The organism is Bradyrhizobium sp. CCBAU 11357 (assembly GCF_028128865.1).
GTDB lineage: Bacteria > Pseudomonadota > Alphaproteobacteria > Rhizobiales > Xanthobacteraceae > Bradyrhizobium.
This window is the reverse complement of sequence record NZ_LBJW01000097.1, coordinates 65,017-82,509: the sequence shown is the minus strand read 5'-3', so window position 1 is coordinate 82,509 and position 17,493 is coordinate 65,017. Positions and strand designations below refer to the sequence as shown.

Genomic DNA, 17,493 nt, shown 5'->3' with positions numbered 1-17,493 from the left:
ATGTCCGGCGTCCGCTAAACTAGCCCGGCCGCGGGCATGACGGCGCAACAGGCGGCGGGAGAAAGTCCAAGATGGTCTCTGCAGCGGAACAACTGGCAGCCAATCTCAATTTCGGCGCGTTTGCCAAGGCCGACGAACTGAAGAAGCGCATCTGGTTCACCCTGGGTGCGCTGCTCGTTTATCGGCTCGGGACCTACATCCCGCTGCCCGGCATCGATCCCAACGTCTGGGAGCAGGTGTTCCGCTCCCAGGCGGGCGGCATTCTCGGCATGTTCAACATGTTCGCCGGCGGCGGCATCCACCGCATGGCGATCTTCGCGCTGAACATCATGCCGTACATCTCGGCCTCGATCATCATCCAGCTCCTCACCACCGTTTCGCCGCAGCTCGAGGCCCTGAAGAAGGAAGGTGAGGCCGGCCGCAAGACGCTGAACCAGTATACGCGCTATCTGACCGTCATCCTGGCCGCGTTCCAGTCCTACGGCATCGCGGTGGGCCTCGAAGGCGCCGGCAACGTCGTCGCCGACCCCGGCTTGTTCTTCCGCCTGTCCACGGCGATCACGCTGACCGGCGGCACCATGTTCCTGATGTGGCTGGGCGAGCAGATCACCTCGCGCGGCATCGGCAACGGTATCTCGCTGATCATTCTCGCCGGCATCGTCGCCGAGCTGCCCGCGGCTCTCGCTGGCATGCTCGAGCTCGGCCGTCAGGGCGCGATGTCGACCGGCCTGATCCTGGTCGTCATCATCATGGCCGTCGCCGTGATCGCCTTCATCGTGTTCATGGAGCGCGCCCAGCGCCGGCTCTTGATCCAGTATCCGAAGCGCCAGGTCGGCAACAAGATGTTCGAGGGGCAGTCCTCGCATCTGCCGCTCAAGCTCAACACCTCCGGCGTGATCCCGCCGATCTTCGCATCCTCGCTGCTGCTGCTGCCGACCACGGTTGCGAACTTCAACACGGGAAGCGGGCCGGAGTGGTTCCAGTGGATCACCACCCAGCTCGGCCATGGCCGCCCGCTGTTCCTGATCATGTATCTGGCGCTGATCGTGTTCTTCGCCTTCTTCTACACCGCGATCGTGTTCAATCCGACCGAGACCGCGGACAATCTGAAGAAGCACGGCGGCTTCATTCCGGGCATTCGCCCGGGCGAGCGCACCGCGGAATACATCGACTATGTGCTGTCGCGCATCACCGTGCTGGGCGCGATCTATCTCGCCATCGTCTGCTTGATCCCGGAAATCCTGATCTCCTACGCCTCGGTGCCGTTCTATTTCGGCGGCACCTCGCTGCTGATCGTCGTCAGCGTCACCATGGACACGGTCGCGCAGGTCCAGGGCTATCTGCTGGCGCACCAGTACGAAGGCCTGATCCGCAAGTCCAAGCTGCGGGGCCGCCGTAGATGAGCAGGGAGCTCGCGCGCCGAATCGCTTTCACGATCGGCGCGCTGCTCCTTTTCAGGCTCGGCACACAGATCCCGATTCCGGGACTGGATCTCTCCGACGTCTCGCCGACGCTGGATCTCGTCTCCCGGCTTTCGATCTTTGCGCTCGGCCTCATTCCCTATCTGACTGCGGCAATCTTCATCCGGCTGCTCTCCGTGGTGTGGCGCGGCCTGAATTCGCTCGAACGGTCGGGCGAGGGCGGACGGCGCAAGATCGCGCGCGCCTCGCTCGGGCTCACACTCGGGCTTGCGGCCTTTCAGGCCTACGGCATCGCCTCGGCACTGACGTCGATCCCGGGCCTCGTCAAAAATCCCGACGGCTGGTTCGTGACGACGGCTACGGCCTCGATGGTCGGCGGCGTCTTCGTGCTGGTGTGGCTCAGCGAACAGATGACCCGCTACGGCATTGGCAATGGCCTGGCGTTGATCTTGAGCGCGGGCTTCATCGTCGCCATTCCGCAAAACATTGCCGGTATCGCGGATCTCGTGCGGAGCGGGGCGATCTCGGGCAATCTTGTGCTCGGCCATGTCGTGTTCTGGATCGCGATCGTCGTCGTGATCGTGCTTGTCGAAGGCGCGCGGCGAAATATCCGGATCCAGTTCGCCGCACGCAGCGTCGGCACGCGGCAACTGCCTGTGCGCGATGCAATGCTGCCGATCAAGCTCAACAGCGCCGGGTTCCTGATTCCCGTCACCGTAGCGCCGTGGATATTCTATCTGCCGCTTGCCTTTGCAGGCTTCATTCTGGGCAGCGATCATCCCCTCGTCGCGGCGTCCTACCGGCATCTCCAGCTCGGGCAGCCGGTGCACGTCATTCTCGTGTCGATCGCCGTGTTCGTGCTCGCCTTCGTCTATACCGCCTATGTCGTCGATCCCGAACACACGGCCAAATCCCTGGCGGATCGTGGCGGCACCATTCCCGGTGTCGCTCGGGGTGAAGCCACGGCCGACTATCTCGATCGCGTGGTGTCATTGACGACGGTCGTCGGAGCCGTCTACCTGACGGCGTTGCAGTTGATTCCGGAGGTGTTCGAGCTTTACGGGATCGGGCTGCCTTATAGTATGGTCGTCAATGGCGGTGGGGCGCTGGTTGTGGTTTGCACCGCTCTTGATATCAAAGCACAGGTGCGCGACGTATCGCTCACCAAGCCGGGGGGCGTACGCCGATGAGAATTATACTTCTGGGACCGCCGGGGTCGGGCAAGGGGACCCAGGCCCAGCTCCTGGTGCAGCGCTATGGCATCGTCCAGCTCTCGACCGGCGAGATGCTGCGTGCCGCGGTTGCGGCCGGCACCCCGGTCGGGTTGAAGGCCAAGGAGATCATGGCCAGCGGCGGCCTCGTGCCCGATGACGTCGTGGTGGGAATCATTTCCGACCGCATCGACCAGCCGGATGCCAAGAACGGTTTCATCCTCGACGGTTTTCCGCGCACCGTGCCGCAGGCCGAGGCGCTGGACGAGCTGCTGAAGCGCAAGCACCTCAAGCTCGACGCCGTGATCGAGCTCCGGGTCAACGAGAGCGCGCTTCTGAGCCGCGTCGAGACCCGCGTCGCCCAGATGCGGGAACGCGGCGAGGAGGTCCGGCTTGACGACACCCCGGAGGTCCTGACCAAGCGGCTGGCCAGCTACCGCAGCCAGACGGAACCGCTGATTCACTACTATTCCGAGCGTCGGAAGCTCTCGACCATCGACGGCATGATGGCCATCGACGAGGTCACCCGCGCCATCCACCGCCAGCTGCTGGCGCTGGGGGCGGTCGAGCCCAAGACGCATGCCCGGAGCGCCGCCAAGGCAGCGCCGGCCAAGAAGGCCAAGGCGGGGAAGAAATCGCCCCAAAAGCCGGCGAAGGCTGCCAAGAAGGCCGCTAAATCGGCCAAAACCGCCAAAAAGGCCAAGAAAACCGCCAAGAAGACGGTCAAAAAGGCAGCCAAAAAGACCGCCAAGAAGGCCGTCAAAAAGGGTGCCAAAAAGGCTGCAAAAAAGGTCACGAAAAAGCGAGCCAAACGCTAGCAGCGGTTGACGAAAGCCCCTGGAATCCCCTAATAAGCCCCGCATCCAAGTCGGATAGTTTCAGACGATGCCGGGCCCCAGGAAGACCGGGGGTGGGCGTCGTGTTCGCGTTTGTGAACACCTGCCCGAGAACGCAAGCACTTAAAGCCCGATTCCTGACGAGGGGTCGGCAACAGGAGAGAAGGCCGTGGCCCGTATTGCCGGCGTGAACATTCCCACCAACAAGCGCGTGCTGATCGCGCTCCAGTACATCCATGGCATCGGTCAGAAGATCGCCGGTGAGATCCTGGAGAAGGTCAAGATCCCCGTGGATCGTCGCGTCAACCAGCTCAGCGACGCCGAAGTGCTCCAGATCCGCGAAGTCATCGACCGCGACTATCTCGTCGAGGGCGACCTGCGTCGTGAGGTCGGTATCAACATCAAGCGTCTGATGGACCTCGGCTGCTATCGCGGCCTGCGTCATCGTCGCGGTCTGCCGGTGCGCGGTCAGCGGACCCACACCAATGCGCGCACGCGCAAGGGCCCGGCCAAGGCCATCGCCGGCAAGAAGAAGTAAGTTTTCGAATTCAGTCGCGGCGTGTGGCGATGCGGGGAGGCCCGTTCGCCACGCGCTTTTCGTTCCACAGGTGTAGCCGCTGGCATTACGGCGGCGTTTGAGATCTTCAGGAAAGGGACTCAATGGGCAAGGAAGCCACCCGCGTTCGTCGTCGTGAGCGCAAGAACATCGCCTCCGGCGTCGCGCATGTGAACTCGTCGTTCAACAACACGACCATTACCATCACCGACGCGCAGGGCAACACGATCGCCTGGTCTTCGGCCGGCACGATGGGCTTCAAGGGCTCGCGCAAGTCGACCCCGTACGCCGCGCAGGTTGCCGCCGAGGACGTGTCCAAGAAGGCGCAGGAGCACGGCATGCGCACTCTGGAAGTCGAGGTCGCCGGTCCCGGTTCGGGCCGCGAATCGGCGCTCCGCGCGCTCCAGGCCGCCGGCTTCACCGTCACCTCGATCCGCGACGTGACCACGATCCCGCACAACGGTTGCCGGCCGCGCAAGCGTCGTCGCGTTTGATTTTTGACGAGCTGCGGGCGCGTCGGCGCCCGCAGCGACTTTGCAAGAAGCCGCGGGAATGATCTGCGGCCTTTCTCCAACGCCAGTATTTGCACCGTCAAATCGACTGGCCTGTATGGGTGAAACAGTGACGATCCAGAAAAATTGGCAAGAACTGATTCGGCCGAACAAGCTCCAGGTCACGCCCGGCAGCGATCCCTCGCGTTTTGCGACCATCGTCGCCGAGCCGCTCGAGCGTGGTTTCGGCCAGACCCTCGGCAATGCGCTGCGCCGCATCCTGCTCTCCTCGCTTCAGGGCGCGGCGGTGCAGTCGGTGCACATCGACGGCGTGCTGCACGAGTTCTCCTCGATCGCGGGCGTCCGTGAGGACGTCACCGACATCGTGCTGAACATCAAGGACATCTCGATCAAGATGCAGGGCGAAGGCCCCAAGCGCATGGTCGTGAAGAAGCAGGGTCCGGGCGTCGTCACCGCCGGCGACATCCAGACCGTCGGCGACGTGGTCGTGCTCAACCCCGATCTGCAGATCTGCACGCTCGACGAGGGCGCCGAGATCCGCATGGAGTTCACGGTCTCGACCGGCAAGGGCTACGTGCCCGCCGAGCGCAACCGTCCCGAGGACGCGCCGATCGGCCTGATCCCGGTCGACAGCCTGTACTCGCCGGTCCGCAAGGTCTCCTACAAGGTCGAGAACACCCGCGAGGGCCAGATCCTCGACTACGACAAGCTGACCATGACGATCGAGACCAACGGCGCGATCACGCCGGATGACTCGGTGGCTTATGCCGCCCGCATCCTGCAGGATCAGCTCAACGTGTTCGTCAACTTCGAAGAGCCGCGCAAGGAAGTCGCCCAGGAGATCATCCCGGACCTCGCCTTCAACCCGGCCTTCCTCAAGAAGGTGGACGAGCTCGAGCTGTCGGTGCGTTCGGCCAACTGCCTGAAGAACGACAACATCGTCTACATCGGCGACCTGGTGCAGAAGAGCGAGGCGGAAATGCTCCGCACCCCGAACTTCGGCCGCAAGTCGCTGAACGAGATCAAGGAAGTGCTGGCCCAGATGGGTCTGCACCTCGGCATGGAAGTGCCGGGCTGGCCGCCGGAGAACATCGACGAGCTCGCCAAGCGCTTCGAGGATCATTACTGATCGACTTCACCGTCGCGGCCGGAGACATCTGGCCGCGATTTTTATGGGCGAACGCAGGAAGCCCACCTGAGCAACTGGTCCGACGAACCGTCGCGGCAGTTCATACGTAAGGAATAGACACATGCGTCACGGCAAGGTTCATCGGAAGCTCAACCGCACGGCCGAGCACCGCAAGGCGATGTTCGCCAACATGGCGGCCGCGCTGATCAAGCACGAGCAGATCGTCACCACGCTGCCCAAGGCCAAGGAGCTTCGCCCGATCGTCGAGAAGCTCGTCACCCTCGGCAAGAAGGGCGGCCTGTCGCTGCGCCGTCAGGCCATCTCCGAGCTGCGCGACGTCGACATGGTCAAGAAGCTGTTCGACACGCTGGCGACCCGCTACAAGGACCGCCAGGGCGGCTATACCCGCATCATCAAGGCCGGCTTCCGCTACGGCGACAACGCCGCGATGGCCGTGATCGAGTTCGTCGATCGCGACGTCGACGCCAAGGGCCAGGATTCCGGCCCGGTGCAGGAGAAGGAAGCCGAGGCGGCGTAAGCCCGACCGGCATGGAGTTTCAAAAGCGGCGCCTTCGGCGCCGCTTTTTCGTTGCGTAGGAAGGGTAGGGTGGGCAAAGGCGCGCGCTCTTCGCGCGGCGTGCCCACCATTCACAATCCTCACGCGTCAGTGAGTCCTGATTGCAGCTGAGGGAGCCGCTTCCGATATCTCCATTCACATCCATGGAGATATCGCATGAAGATCGACCTTTCCGGAAAGACCGCCCTCGTGACCGGCTCGACCGCCGGCATTGGCCACGCCATCGCCAAGGGCCTTGCCGCCTCGAGCGCCAGCGTCGTCATCAACGGCCGCGGCCAGGACAAGGTCGATGCGGCGGTGCGCAAGCTGGAAGGGACGGGCGCCAAGGTCCGCGGCATCGCGGCCGACGTCTCGACCGCGGCAGGCTGCAAAGCACTCGTTGCGGCGCTGCCCGAGGTCGACATCCTCGTCAACAATGCCGGCATCTTCGAGCCTAAGGATTTCTTCGACATCCCCGACGAGGACTGGAGCCGTTTCTTCGAGGTCAATGTGATGAGCGGCGTGCGGCTGTCGCGGGCCTACATGAAGGGCATGCTCGCGCGCAATTGGGGCCGCATCGTCTTCATCTCCTCGGAGTCCGGGCTCAACATTCCCGTCGAGATGATCCACTATGGCATGACCAAGACTGCCCAGCTTGCCGTTGCGCGCGGTTTGGCGCAGCTCACCGCTGGCACCGGCGTCACCGTCAATTCCGTGCTGCCGGGCCCGACCATGTCGGAGGGCGTCGAGACGTTCGTCAAGGATCTCGCCAGGCAGAACGGCCAGTCCGTGGACGAAGCCGCGGCCAACTTCGTCAGGCAGCATCGCCCCAGCTCGCTGCTGCAGCGCTTCGCCAGCGTCGACGAGATCGCCAACATGGTGGTCTATGTCGCCTCCAAGGAAGCGTCCGCCACAAACGGCACGGCGCTGCGCGCGGAGGGCGGCATCGTCAACACGATCGCCTGAGGCGATGGCGGTCGGCTACTCGTCCTTGATGCCGGCCTTCTGCGCGATGTCCTTCATCTCGGCCGTCTCTTTGGTCACCGCGCCGGCCCAGTCGTCGAAGCGTGCGAAGCCGGGCTCGAAGCCGACCTTGACGAAGCGCTCCACAACGGAGGGGCTGTTGATGATCTCCTCCAGCGTCGCCGTGAGCTTGTCGCGAACCGGCGGCGGCAGCCCCTTGGGCGCGACCACCGCGCCCCAAGACGAGAAGTCGATGGCGGGATAGCCGAGCTCTGCCAATGTCGGTGCGTCGGGCAGGAATGGTGTGCGCTGGCTCGAGAACACAGCGAGCACCTTGACGGCGCCGGCTTCGATCTGCGGCTTCACGGCGATCAAGGTGTCGACATGGTACTGAATGTGCTTGCCGATGAGATCGTTCATCGCCGGCGCGCTGCCCTTGTAGGGCAGGTGGACCATCTTGATTCCGGCGTTCGACTTGAACAACTCGCCGGCGAAATGCGACACCGTCGCGACGCCGAAGGAGGCCAGCGACAGCTTGTCCGGATTGGCCTTTGCCTCCGCGACCAGCGCAGGCACATCCTTGACCGGATTGTCCTTGTAGGTGACCAGCGCCAGGGTGATCTTGCCGACCCGGCCGAGCGGCTCGAAATCCTTGGCCGCATCGTAAGGAACGCTCTCCTTCACGGCGGCCGGCAAGGTGAAGCTCGAGTTCGAGCTGAAGAACAGGGTGTATCCGTCGGGCACCGCGCGTGCGACCTCCTTGGCCGCGATCGTGGTGCCCCCGCCGGGACGGTTCATGATGATGACGGGCTTGCCAAGCCGGGCTTCGAGCTCGCCGCCGATGATGCGGGCCACCACGTCGGAGGCGCCGCCCGGCGGGAACGGGACGATCAATTGCAGTGATTTCTCGGGATAGGTCGATTGCGCGGTTGCGAGCGAGTTGACGCTGATCGAGCCGATCGCGGCGAGCGCTAGCGTCAGGAACGTTGTTTTCATAGTGTCGTTTTTCCGCGGTTGACGTTTCAATCGAAGGCGAGAAATCCCGGCTTGTCCGCAATCGGCGGCTGCCTGGCAAGCCACGCAATGTCGGGAACGGGGCGGGCGGTATCCGGATTGGCGGCGAGCACCGCTTCGATTTCGCGCGCGACCGCGAGCGTTAAGAGATCGCCGCCGCGCGGGCCGATCACCTGGATGCCGAACGGCAAACCGGCGTGGTCGCGTCCGGCCGGGATTGCGACGGTGGGATGGCCGACATTGGTGACGGCATAGGCGAGCGCGAGCCAGTGGAAGTAGCTCTTGGTCGGCCGGCCGTCGATCTCGGCCGGATAGAGCTCCGACCACGGCCGGGGGCTGATGGTGACCGCAGGCGCGACAATGAAATCGTGATCCGCGAAGAAGGTCTGCCAGCGCCGGTAAAGGTCGGTCTGCATCGAAAGCGCACGCGCGACGTCGGCAGCCGAATAGCCGAGCCCCTCCGCAACGTTGTCGCGAACGTTGGGCCCGACCTTGTCCGGAAACTTCTCCACGAGCTCGCGATGGCGGCCGAGGAATGCGACCGCGCGCAGGACGCTGAACACCTCGTCCGCGCCGGTGCAATCAGGATGAGCCCATTCGACTCCGCGAAATACAGTTTCGAACGAATTGAGCTTCTGTCTGAAGGCGCGGGCGACCACCCCCTCGGTCGGCGCAAAGCCGAAATCGCTGGTTGCAGCAATGCGGAGCGCGGAGAGATCGACGCGCGGCGGACTGCGATAGAGCGCCGCCGAGGGCGCACCGCCCGCATGAAGGATCGCCGATAACGGATCGCGTGCGTCACGATCCAGCATGCAGGACAGCATGAGGCAAGCGTCGGGCACGGTTCTCGCCATCGGCCCGAGCTGCGAGATCTGCAGCCAGGCCATGTTGCGGCTGTTGCTGGCGATCAGTCCGGGCGAGGGCCGGAATCCGACCACGCCGCAAAAGGAGGCCGGATTCCGCACGGAGCCACCGGTATCGGATCCGGTCGCGAGCGGCACCATCCCAGTGGCGAGCGCAACCGCCGATCCTCCCGACGAACCGGCGGCGGATCGATTGGGATCGAAGGGATTGCCGGTCGCGCCATACACGGCGTTGCGCGTGTTGCCGCCGGCGCCCCATTCCGGCACGTTGGTCTTGCCGATGACGATCGCGCCCTCGCGCTTGAGCATCGCGACGATGGCCTCGTCCTGCCTGGCGACATTGTCCGCGAACAGCACGCTGCCGAAGCTGGTCGGCAATCCTTCCGCATCGATCAGGTCTTTGACACCGAGCGGCAGGCCATGCACGGCGCCGAGGGTCTCACCGCGCATCACGGCGGCCTCGCGCTCGCGCGCCGTCTTGCGCGCGGTTTCGAACGAGCGCGCAACGACGGCATTGACCGCCGGATCGACCGCTTCGATGCGGCGGATGCAGCTATCCGTCAGCTCGACGGGGGAGAGCTTGCGTTGGCCAATCAGCGCGCGTGCCGCGACCGCCGACAGGTCGCATGGTTCGGTCATTATCAATCTGCTTGTTGCTGGTCCCGGGGGGCGGGGGTCGGCCCTCTTTTCCGGGACCGCAGACGCATGATGCCTCAATTGACGCGGAGTGCCAAGCCTACCACCCCTCCAGCACGATCTTGCCGCGCGACTTGCCGCTCTCCAGCAGCGCGTGCGCGCGCTTGAGGTTGACCGCGTTGATCGTGCCGAAGGTCTGGTCGAGCGTCGTGCGCAACACGCCCTTGTCGATGAGGTCGGCCACATCATTGAGCAGATGATGCTGCGCGATCATGTCGGGCGTCTGGAACGAGGAGCGCGTGAACATCGATTCCCAGTGCACCGAGATCGCCTTGCCCTTGAATGCGGCAACCGTGAACTCCGGGGGATCGTCGATCAGGCCGAACTTGCCCTGCGGTGCCATGAATTCAGCAATCGCCTTGTAGTGCTGGTCGGTGTAGGTGAGGCTGGCCACCAGCGCGACCGGCGGCAGCTTCAACTTCTCGATCTGCTCCTTCATCGGCTTGCCATGATCGATCACCGCATGCGCGCCGAGATCGAGGCACCATTTTTGCGATTCCGGCCGCGTGGCGGTGGCGAGCACCGTCAGCCCGGTGAGGCGGCGCGCGAGCTGGATCAGGATCGAGCCGACGCCGCCGGCGCCGCCCGTGATCAACAGCGTGCGCGGATCGACGCTCTTGCCCGGCACCGCGCCGAGCCGGTCGAACAGCAATTCCCAGGCGGTGATGGAGGTGAGGGGAAGGGCGGCGGCCTGCGCGAACGACAGGCTCGTCGGCTTGTTGCCGACGATGCGCTCGTCGACCAGGTGGAATTCGGCATTGGTGCCCTGGCGCAGGATCGAGCCGGCGTAGAACACTTCGTCGCCCGGCTTGAACAGCGTGACCTCGGGCCCGACCGCATCGACCACGCCGGCCGCGTCATAGCCCAGGATCTTGGTCTCGCCCTCGGGGGGCGCTGCGCGCTTGCGCACCTTGTAGTCGACCGGGTTGGCCGAGATCGCCTTCACCGCGACGCGGATGTCGCGCCCTTTGGGGTCGGGTTTTGCGGTCTCGAAATCGAACAGTGAATCCGCGTCCTCGATCGGGAGCGATTTTTTGTAGCCGACGGCCTTCATGGCGTGTCTCCATCAGATGGTTTTATTCGCCTGCCGCCCTAACTGTCGCTCTGGCTCCGATTTGGCAAGTACTGTAAATTCGGGGATATAGTCCCTGTTTGGATACTATTGGGAAAACCCGCATGAAACGCCGCAATTTCGCCCGCCGTCCCGGCTGCTCGGTCGAGGCGACGCTGGACCTGATCGACGGCAAGTGGAAGGGCGTGATCCTCTACCACCTGCAGAGCGGCACCCAGCGCTTTGGCGAATTGCGCCGCCGGATGCCCGGCATCACCCAGCGCATGCTGACGAAGCAGCTGCGCGCGCTGGAGGAAGACAAGCTCGTCATCCGCAAGGTCTATGCCGAGGTGCCGCCGCGCGTGGAGTATTGCTTGTCCGAGCTCGGTGAGAGCCTGAGGCCCGTGATCGACATCCTGAAGGCCTGGGGCGAGAGCCACCAGGAGCGGCTGTCCTGCGTGCCGCCGCCGGTGGTCGTGAAGAAGAAGCGTGCAGCGTGATGAAGGTGAGGGGTGGTGCCGTTACCTCTCCCCGACGGGAGAGGTCGAATTGCGCCTGGCGATGCGCAGCATCGTCCAGAGCAATTCGGGTGAGGGGGCGCGGCATCCTCGATAGAGCGTAACCCCTCACCCGCGCCTTCAGCGCGACCTCTCCCTGTGGGAGAGGTGTAAAGTCAGAACGCGAACTGCGTGCGCATCGCGACCGCGTCGAACTTCGAGCCGACGTCTGCGGTCGATATCGGCGAGGCCTGCCGCGACACTGTGCCGTGCAGATAGTCGAGCATGAAGCGCACGTTGCCGTTGACGTACCAGTTGAGTGCGAGCGTATAGACCGTCTGTCGGCCACCTGCGACGCCGCTCGCCGTGGCGAGCTGATCGTTGAGGTCGATCGTCGAGAAGCGTCCCGCGATCTCCCACGCGCCCCAGCCGCCGCCGTCGAGCGAGAACGGATGCGCCGGCTTGACCCCGCCATAGGCCGCGTTCGCCGCATTGTAGGACCGGCCTTCGCCGGTCAGCACATAGCCGGCCTGCGCGTAGCCGCCCTGGAATTTCAGGCTCGGTGCGCCGACCAGCGGCACACCGGTGTTGGCGGTGCGATCGACATTGTACCAGAAATACTCGCCCTGGACGATGAACGGGCCGTAGGTCGCCGCCGCCTCGACGCTATAGACCTGCGCGCCCGAGGCATTGGCGATGGCGCCGGTCGAGATCAGCGTGGTCGGGTCGAGACGCAATTCCGGACGATCGCTCAGCGTGACCGTCTGCGTGTTGGCGATGAGATTGCGCGGCGGCTGGATCAGCCATTGCGCATCGGCGCCGATATGCACCGAATAATCCTTGCCGCTGATGGGATTGCCGGCCACGCGTGCCACGGCGCCATATTGCTCGCTGGTGCCCGCCGGCGCCGCGCTCGAGGCGGAATGGATCGCACCGGTCGAGGGCCCCGTGACATAGCCGCCGATCCAGAGGTGGTCGTTGAACCAGCGCGCACCGGCTGCGGAACGGAAATCACCGGCGGCGATGTTGGTCGCGATCACGCCGGGCGAGGCGCGCTCCATGAACATGATGTCGTTCGAGCTCGTCGCCTCGTCCATGGTGTAGGGCAGGTCCATGATGCCGGCCTCGATCGCCATCTTGCCGCCGAACGGCTTCAGGCCGGTGTAGCTGAGATACGCGTTCTCGACGCCGGAGACGCCGCCGCCCGGCAGCGATCCCGGAGCTGTGCCGCCGAATCCGTCGGACGAGCCGCCGAAATCGTAGACCAGCGCAAAATTCCAGTCGTTGAAGAACTTGCCGGTGACGCCGATGCGCGCGCGGCGGACATTCTGGCCGCTGTCGAGCTTTTGCGGCACGGTGGCTGCGGTGTTGGGGCGGTAGTCATAGCCGCCGACGTCCCAATGCACGCGGCTGGTGATGGCGACGCAGTTGGCCTGGTCGGCGGTGCAGATCGTCGGCCGGTTGTTTGGCATCGTCACGACGACGCCGGATGCCGGCGCCGGCCCTTTAACCGGGATTGCCGCGTTGGCATTGGCCACCGCGGCCTTTGCCTCCGCGCGCGCCTCGGCTTTGGCCTCAGCCTTGGTTTCGGCTTTTGCCTTTGCCGCGGCTGCCGTGTTCGCCGCGGTCTGACTCTGCAGCTTGTCGAGCTTCTGCTCGAGCATTTTCAGCTGCTGCTTCAACAGCGCGATCTCCTGCTCGCTGCTGCTTGCCGATTGGGCTTGGGCCTGCGAGGCCGCCAGCGCGCCGGCGAGACCAATCGCGGTGGCCGCAATTCTTGTTCTGCTCACGTTACGCTCCATCATTTGACTGTTTCCCCAAGTCGCGAACGGAGAGCCTAGGTGTGATCGATGACTGCCCCGCGACGCTGCGAACGGTTGCGTGGGTTCCCACTGATGCAAATTCGCCGCAACCGAATCCGCCTCACACCACCATGCAAGATGATGCACATCATGCCAATCCGCCGTCCGGGGTAAATTGCAGATTCGCACGGCACCCTTGCATGCCGGACACGCCGAAGAAGGGGGCGAATATTGCCCTCCGGCGCCCTTCTATTGGGGGGCGAACGCGCCTATATTCCGGCGTCTTTTCCAAGAGGTAGGAATGTTTCGAGCGACCTGGACTGCCGCCGTCACGGCGCTGTGCGTAGCCCTTTCGGCCACCTTCAATCCGATTGCTGCGCAGGACCGTCGGGTCCCGTCGTCGCCGGCCGAGCTGCGGATGTCCTATGCGCCGATCGTGCAGCGGGTGCAGCCGGCGGTCGTCAACGTCTATGCCGCAAAGGTCGTGCAGAACCGCAATCCGCTGCTGGATGATCCGATCTTCCGCCGCTTCTTCGGCGTGCCGGGCCAGCAGCCCGAGCAGATGCAGCGCTCGCTCGGTTCCGGCGTCATCGTCGATGCCTCCGGCCTCGTCGTCACCAACGTCCACGTCATCGAGGGCGCCGACCAGGTGAAGGTGTCGCTGTCGGACAAGCGCGAGTTCGAGGCCGAGATCCTGCTCAAGGATTCCCGGACCGATCTCGCCGTGCTGCGCCTGAAGGACAGCAGGGAGAAATTCCCGACGCTCGACTTCACCAATTCCGATGAACTCCTCGTCGGCGACGTCGTGCTCGCGATCGGCAATCCCTTCGGCGTCGGCCAGACCGTGACCCAAGGCATCATCTCGGCGCTGGCGCGCACGCAAGTGGGCATCACCGACTATCAGTTCTTCATTCAGACCGATGCGGCGATCAATCCCGGCAATTCCGGCGGCGCGCTGGTCGACATGAGCGGCAAGCTGGCCGGCATCAACACCGCGATCTATTCGCGCTCCGGCGGCTCGCAAGGAATCGGCTTCGCGATTCCCGCCAACATGGTGCGCGTCGTCGTTGCCTCCGCCAAAAGCGGCGGCAAGGCGGTGAAGCGTCCCTGGCTCGGTGCGAAATTGCAGGCGGTCACGCCGGAGATCGCCGAGAGCCTCGGCCTGCGCTCGCCGACCGGTGCGCTGGTCGCGAGCGTGGTGTCGAACGGTCCGGCGGCGAAAGCCGGCCTGAAATCCTCCGACCTCATCACCGGGATCGACGGCCAGACCGTGGATGATCCCAACGCCTTCGACTATCGCTTCGCAACCCGTCCGCTCGGCGGCACCGCGCAGCTCGACGTGCAGCGCGGTGGCAAGTCGGTGAAGCTGACGGTGGCGCTGGAGACGGCGCCCGACACGGGGCGCAACGAGCTCGTCGTCACCGCGCGCTCGCCGTTCCAGGGCGCCAAGGTTTCGACCATCACGCCGGCCGTGGCCGATGAGCTGCGTCTGGATGCCGACACCGAAGGTGTCGTGATCACCGATATCGGCGGCGATACCGCGGCTGCGAGTGTCGGCTTCCAGAAAGGGGACATCATCCTCGCCGTGAACAACCAGAAGATCAGCAAGACCGGCGACCTCGAGAAGGCCGCGGGCGAGCGGCCGCGGATCTGGCGCATTACGCTGGTGCGCGGCGGCCAGCAGATCAACGTCACGCTGGGCGGATGAGTCCGAAGCGACCACAGGAGACGCCGACTCTCTTTGCCGCGGCGGGGCTCGATCACGATGCTCCGCATCCGCTGCCGGACCGGCTGCGCCCGCGCACGCTCTCGGAGGTCGTCGGCCAGGATCACATCCTCGGCCCGGACGGTGCGCTGACGCGCATGCTGGAGACGCGCACGCTGGGCTCGCTGGTGTTCTGGGGCCCGCCCGGCACCGGCAAGACCACGGTGGCGCGGCTCTTGGCTGACGCGACCGATCTGCATTTCGAGCAGATCTCGGCGGTGTTCTCCGGCGTCGCGGACCTCAAGAAGGCATTCGACGCCGCGCGCGCCCGCCGCGAGATGGGCAAGGGCACGCTGCTGTTCGTCGACGAGGTGCATCGCTTCAATCGCGCCCAGCAGGACTCCTTTCTGCCCGTGATGGAGGACGGCACCGTCGTCATGGTCGGCGCCACCACCGAGAACCCGTCCTTCGAGCTCAACGCGGCATTGCTCTCGCGGGCGCGCGTGCTGGTATTTCGCTCGCTCGATGCGGCCGCGATCGAAAAGCTGTTCGCGCATGCTGAAGCCGTCGAGGGCAGGAAGCTGCCGCTCGATGCGGAGGCGCGCGCGGTGCTGGTGCGGATGGCCGACGGCGATGGCCGTGCGTCGTTGACGCTCGCCGAAGAGGTCTGGCGTTCGGCGCGGGCGGACGAGATCTTCAATGCCGCGCAGTTGCAGGAGATCCTGCAGCGCCGCGCGCCAATCTACGACAAATCGGCCGACGGCCATTACAACCTGATCTCGGCGCTGCATAAGTCGGTGCGCGGCTCCGATCCCGATGCCGCGCTGTATTACCTCGCGCGCATGCTGGACGCCGGTGAGGACCCGCTGTTCCTGGCCCGCCGCGTCGTGCGCATGGCGGTGGAGGATATCGGACTTGCCGATCCGCAGGCGCTCGTCATCGCCAATGCGGCGAAAGACGCCTTCGACTTCCTCGGCCATCCCGAGGGCGAGCTCGCCATCGCGCAGGCCGTGGTCTATCTCGCCACCGCGCCGAAATCGAACGCGGTCTACACCGCTTTCGGCACCGCGATGCAGGTCGCCAAGCAGGCCGGCTCGCTGCTGCCGCCAAAGCACATCCTCAATTCCCCGACCAAGCTGATGAAGTCGGAAGGTTACGGCTCCGGCTACGAGTACGACCACGACGCCCCCGACGCCTTCTCCGGTCAGGACTATTTCCCGGAGGCCCTGGGTCGCCAGACCTTCTACGACCCGCCCGAGCGCGGCTTCGAGCGCGAGATCAGGAAGCGGCTGGATTACTGGGCCAAGCTGCGCAAGGAGCGGGGCGGCTCGCCCTAGAAGCGGCCATTTCGTCGTGACGGCAGGCGGCTTTTAGGGTACGCAGGCAATCATGAGCCGCCGCATCAAGAGAATGAACCCAAAGCCGCGTTCGCGTGACGAGCGTGACGATTCGCGCCCGCATCAGGCGCGTAGCGCGAAGAAGGCCGGGCCGCGTCCGGGTGGCAAGCCCGGCGGTAAGCCGGGTGCAAAGCCGCGCTTTGTGGGCGAGCGCGCCGAGCGGCGTCCGCCCAAAGCGGTCCAGGAGAGGCCTGCGCCTGAGAAGTCCGTCGAGGCGCTGCTGCCGACCAAGGTGCAGACCGTCACGGTCTCGGCCGACGAGAACAACATGCGCGTTGACCGTTTCCTGGAGGCGCGCTTTCCGGGCCTGTCGTTCTCCCACATCCAGCGCGTCGTCCGCAAAGGCGAGCTGCGCGTCGATGGCAAGCGCGTCGACAGCAAGGACCGGCTGGAGGAGGGGCAGAGCGTCCGCATTCCGCCGCTCAAGCTCGACACGCCGAAGGCGGCAGGCCCGCTCTCGGAGGCTGCGCAGAAGACGCTCAAGGCGCTGAAGGAGATGACGATCTGGGAGGACGACGACGTCCTCGTCCTGAACAAGCCGGCCGGCCTTGCCGTGCAGGGCGGCTCGGGCATGACGCGCCACATCGACCAGATGCTGGAGGTGATGCGCGACGCCAAGGGTCAGAAGCCGCGCCTCGTCCACCGCATCGATCGCGAGACGTCGGGCTGTCTCCTGATCGCCAAGACGCGCTTTGCCGCCTCGCATCTGACCGGCGCGTTCCGCTCGCGCTCGGCGCGCAAGGTCTATTGGGCCCTGGTGCCGGGCCTGCCGAAGCCGAAGCAGGGCCGCATCTCGACCTTCCTCGCAAAGGAGGAGGGCGAGGACGACACCATCATGCGCATCGCCCAGCATGGCGATGAGGGCGCCAGCCACGCGGTGACGTACTACGCCGTGGTCGAGACCGCCGGCAACAAGCTGACCTGGGTGTCGCTGAAGCCGGTGACCGGCCGCACCCATCAGCTGCGCGCCCACATGGCCCATATCGGCCATCCCATCGTCGGCGACCCCAAATATTTCAACATCGAGAACTGGCAGCTGCCGGGCGGCCTGCAGAACCGGCTGCATCTGCTCGCACGCCGCATCGTCATCCCGCATCCGCGCGGCGGCGTGATCGACGCCACCGCGCCGTTGCCGCCGCACATGCAGCAGTCGTGGAACCTGCTCGGGCTGGACGCAACCAGATTTGATCCGATCGAGAACGCGCCGGAGGAGTAGGGCTGAGCTCCGCTGTTAGTCCCGTCATTGCGAGGAGCCCGCGACAAAATTGCGTAGCCATTTTGCGC

The 17,493-nt window shown here is 64.9% G+C and carries 16 protein-coding genes; 12 read left to right on the top strand and 4 right to left on the bottom strand.

Annotated features, from left to right (window positions below):
* Positions 1-71: 71 nt before the first annotated feature.
* The 8 genes from secY to XI05_RS15765 all read left to right on the top strand — a co-directional run bounded on the left by secY (position 72) and on the right by XI05_RS15765 (position 7,187).
* Positions 72-1,403: a preprotein translocase subunit SecY gene (gene secY / locus XI05_RS15800; protein ID WP_271503158.1), complete on the top strand. Its 1,332-nt coding sequence runs from the start codon at positions 72-74 to the stop codon at positions 1,401-1,403.
* Positions 1,400-2,611 carry a preprotein translocase subunit SecY gene (locus XI05_RS15795; RefSeq protein ID WP_271503156.1) on the top strand — a complete coding sequence of 404 codons (1,212 nt, stop codon included), beginning with the start codon at positions 1,400-1,402 and terminating at the stop codon, positions 2,609-2,611. Before secY ends, XI05_RS15795 begins: the two co-directional genes overlap by 4 nt.
* Complete coding sequence (locus tag XI05_RS15790; protein ID WP_172783205.1) at positions 2,608-3,450, top strand: adenylate kinase; 843 nt, start codon at positions 2,608-2,610, stop codon at positions 3,448-3,450. Before XI05_RS15795 ends, XI05_RS15790 begins: the two co-directional genes overlap by 4 nt.
* Before the next feature lie 187 nt (positions 3,451-3,637).
* Entirely contained in the window at positions 3,638-4,006 is a 369-nt protein-coding gene (gene rpsM, locus XI05_RS15785) for a 30S ribosomal protein S13 (RefSeq protein ID WP_008549231.1), read from the top strand.
* Positions 4,007-4,128: 122 nt separating this feature from the next.
* The gene (gene rpsK / locus XI05_RS15780) at positions 4,129-4,518 is read left to right on the top strand and encodes a 30S ribosomal protein S11 (protein WP_007603045.1); all 390 of its coding nucleotides are present in this window, start codon (positions 4,129-4,131) and stop codon (positions 4,516-4,518) included.
* 115 nt (positions 4,519-4,633) lie between these two features.
* The gene (locus XI05_RS15775; RefSeq protein WP_029674561.1) at positions 4,634-5,665 is read left to right on the top strand and encodes a DNA-directed RNA polymerase subunit alpha; all 1,032 of its coding nucleotides are present in this window, start codon (positions 4,634-4,636) and stop codon (positions 5,663-5,665) included.
* Between the two features lie 121 nt (positions 5,666-5,786).
* Positions 5,787-6,203 (top strand): 50S ribosomal protein L17, encoded by a 417-nt coding sequence (gene rplQ, locus XI05_RS15770; protein WP_025036979.1) that lies wholly within the window; start codon positions 5,787-5,789, stop codon positions 6,201-6,203.
* A gap of 195 nt (positions 6,204-6,398) precedes the next feature.
* Positions 6,399-7,187, top strand: coding sequence for an SDR family NAD(P)-dependent oxidoreductase (locus XI05_RS15765; protein ID WP_271503153.1), 789 nt, complete (start codon positions 6,399-6,401; stop codon positions 7,185-7,187).
* A 15-nt stretch (positions 7,188-7,202) separates the two neighbouring features.
* On the opposite strand, the gene XI05_RS15760 is transcribed toward XI05_RS15765, so the two are convergent.
* From XI05_RS15760 to XI05_RS15750, 3 genes are all read right to left on the bottom strand, one after another.
* A complete protein-coding gene (locus XI05_RS15760; RefSeq protein WP_271503151.1) occupies positions 7,203-8,180 on the bottom strand; it encodes a Bug family tripartite tricarboxylate transporter substrate binding protein in 978 nt (325 codons plus the stop codon).
* Positions 8,181-8,206: 26 nt separating this feature from the next.
* The gene (locus tag XI05_RS15755) at positions 8,207-9,700 is read right to left on the bottom strand and encodes an amidase (protein ID WP_271503147.1); all 1,494 of its coding nucleotides are present in this window, start codon (positions 9,698-9,700) and stop codon (positions 8,207-8,209) included.
* Positions 9,701-9,797: 97 nt separating this feature from the next.
* A complete protein-coding gene (locus XI05_RS15750) occupies positions 9,798-10,811 on the bottom strand; it encodes a zinc-binding alcohol dehydrogenase family protein (RefSeq protein ID WP_271503144.1) in 1,014 nt (337 codons plus the stop codon).
* Between the two features lie 122 nt (positions 10,812-10,933).
* On the opposite strand from XI05_RS15750, the gene XI05_RS15745 reads away from it, so the two are divergent.
* Positions 10,934-11,308 carry a winged helix-turn-helix transcriptional regulator gene (locus XI05_RS15745; RefSeq protein ID WP_271503141.1) on the top strand — a complete coding sequence of 125 codons (375 nt, stop codon included), beginning with the start codon at positions 10,934-10,936 and terminating at the stop codon, positions 11,306-11,308.
* Between the two features lie 173 nt (positions 11,309-11,481).
* On the opposite strand, the gene XI05_RS15740 is transcribed toward XI05_RS15745, so the two are convergent.
* Complete coding sequence (locus tag XI05_RS15740; RefSeq protein WP_271503137.1) at positions 11,482-13,095, bottom strand: OprO/OprP family phosphate-selective porin; 1,614 nt, start codon at positions 13,093-13,095, stop codon at positions 11,482-11,484.
* Positions 13,096-13,408: 313 nt separating this feature from the next.
* On the opposite strand from XI05_RS15740, the gene XI05_RS15735 reads away from it, so the two are divergent.
* Genes XI05_RS15735 through XI05_RS15725 form a run of 3 tightly spaced genes read left to right on the top strand, consistent with a single transcriptional unit; the run spans position 13,409 to position 17,425 of the window.
* A complete protein-coding gene (locus XI05_RS15735; protein WP_271503134.1) occupies positions 13,409-14,815 on the top strand; it encodes a DegQ family serine endoprotease in 1,407 nt (468 codons plus the stop codon).
* Positions 14,812-16,149 (top strand): replication-associated recombination protein A, encoded by a 1,338-nt coding sequence (locus XI05_RS15730; RefSeq protein ID WP_172783212.1) that lies wholly within the window; start codon positions 14,812-14,814, stop codon positions 16,147-16,149. The genes XI05_RS15735 and XI05_RS15730 overlap by 4 nt, the downstream gene beginning before the upstream one ends.
* Positions 16,150-16,201: 52 nt before the next feature.
* A complete protein-coding gene (locus tag XI05_RS15725) occupies positions 16,202-17,425 on the top strand; it encodes an RluA family pseudouridine synthase (protein WP_271503128.1) in 1,224 nt (407 codons plus the stop codon).
* Positions 17,426-17,493: the final 68 nt, after the last annotated feature.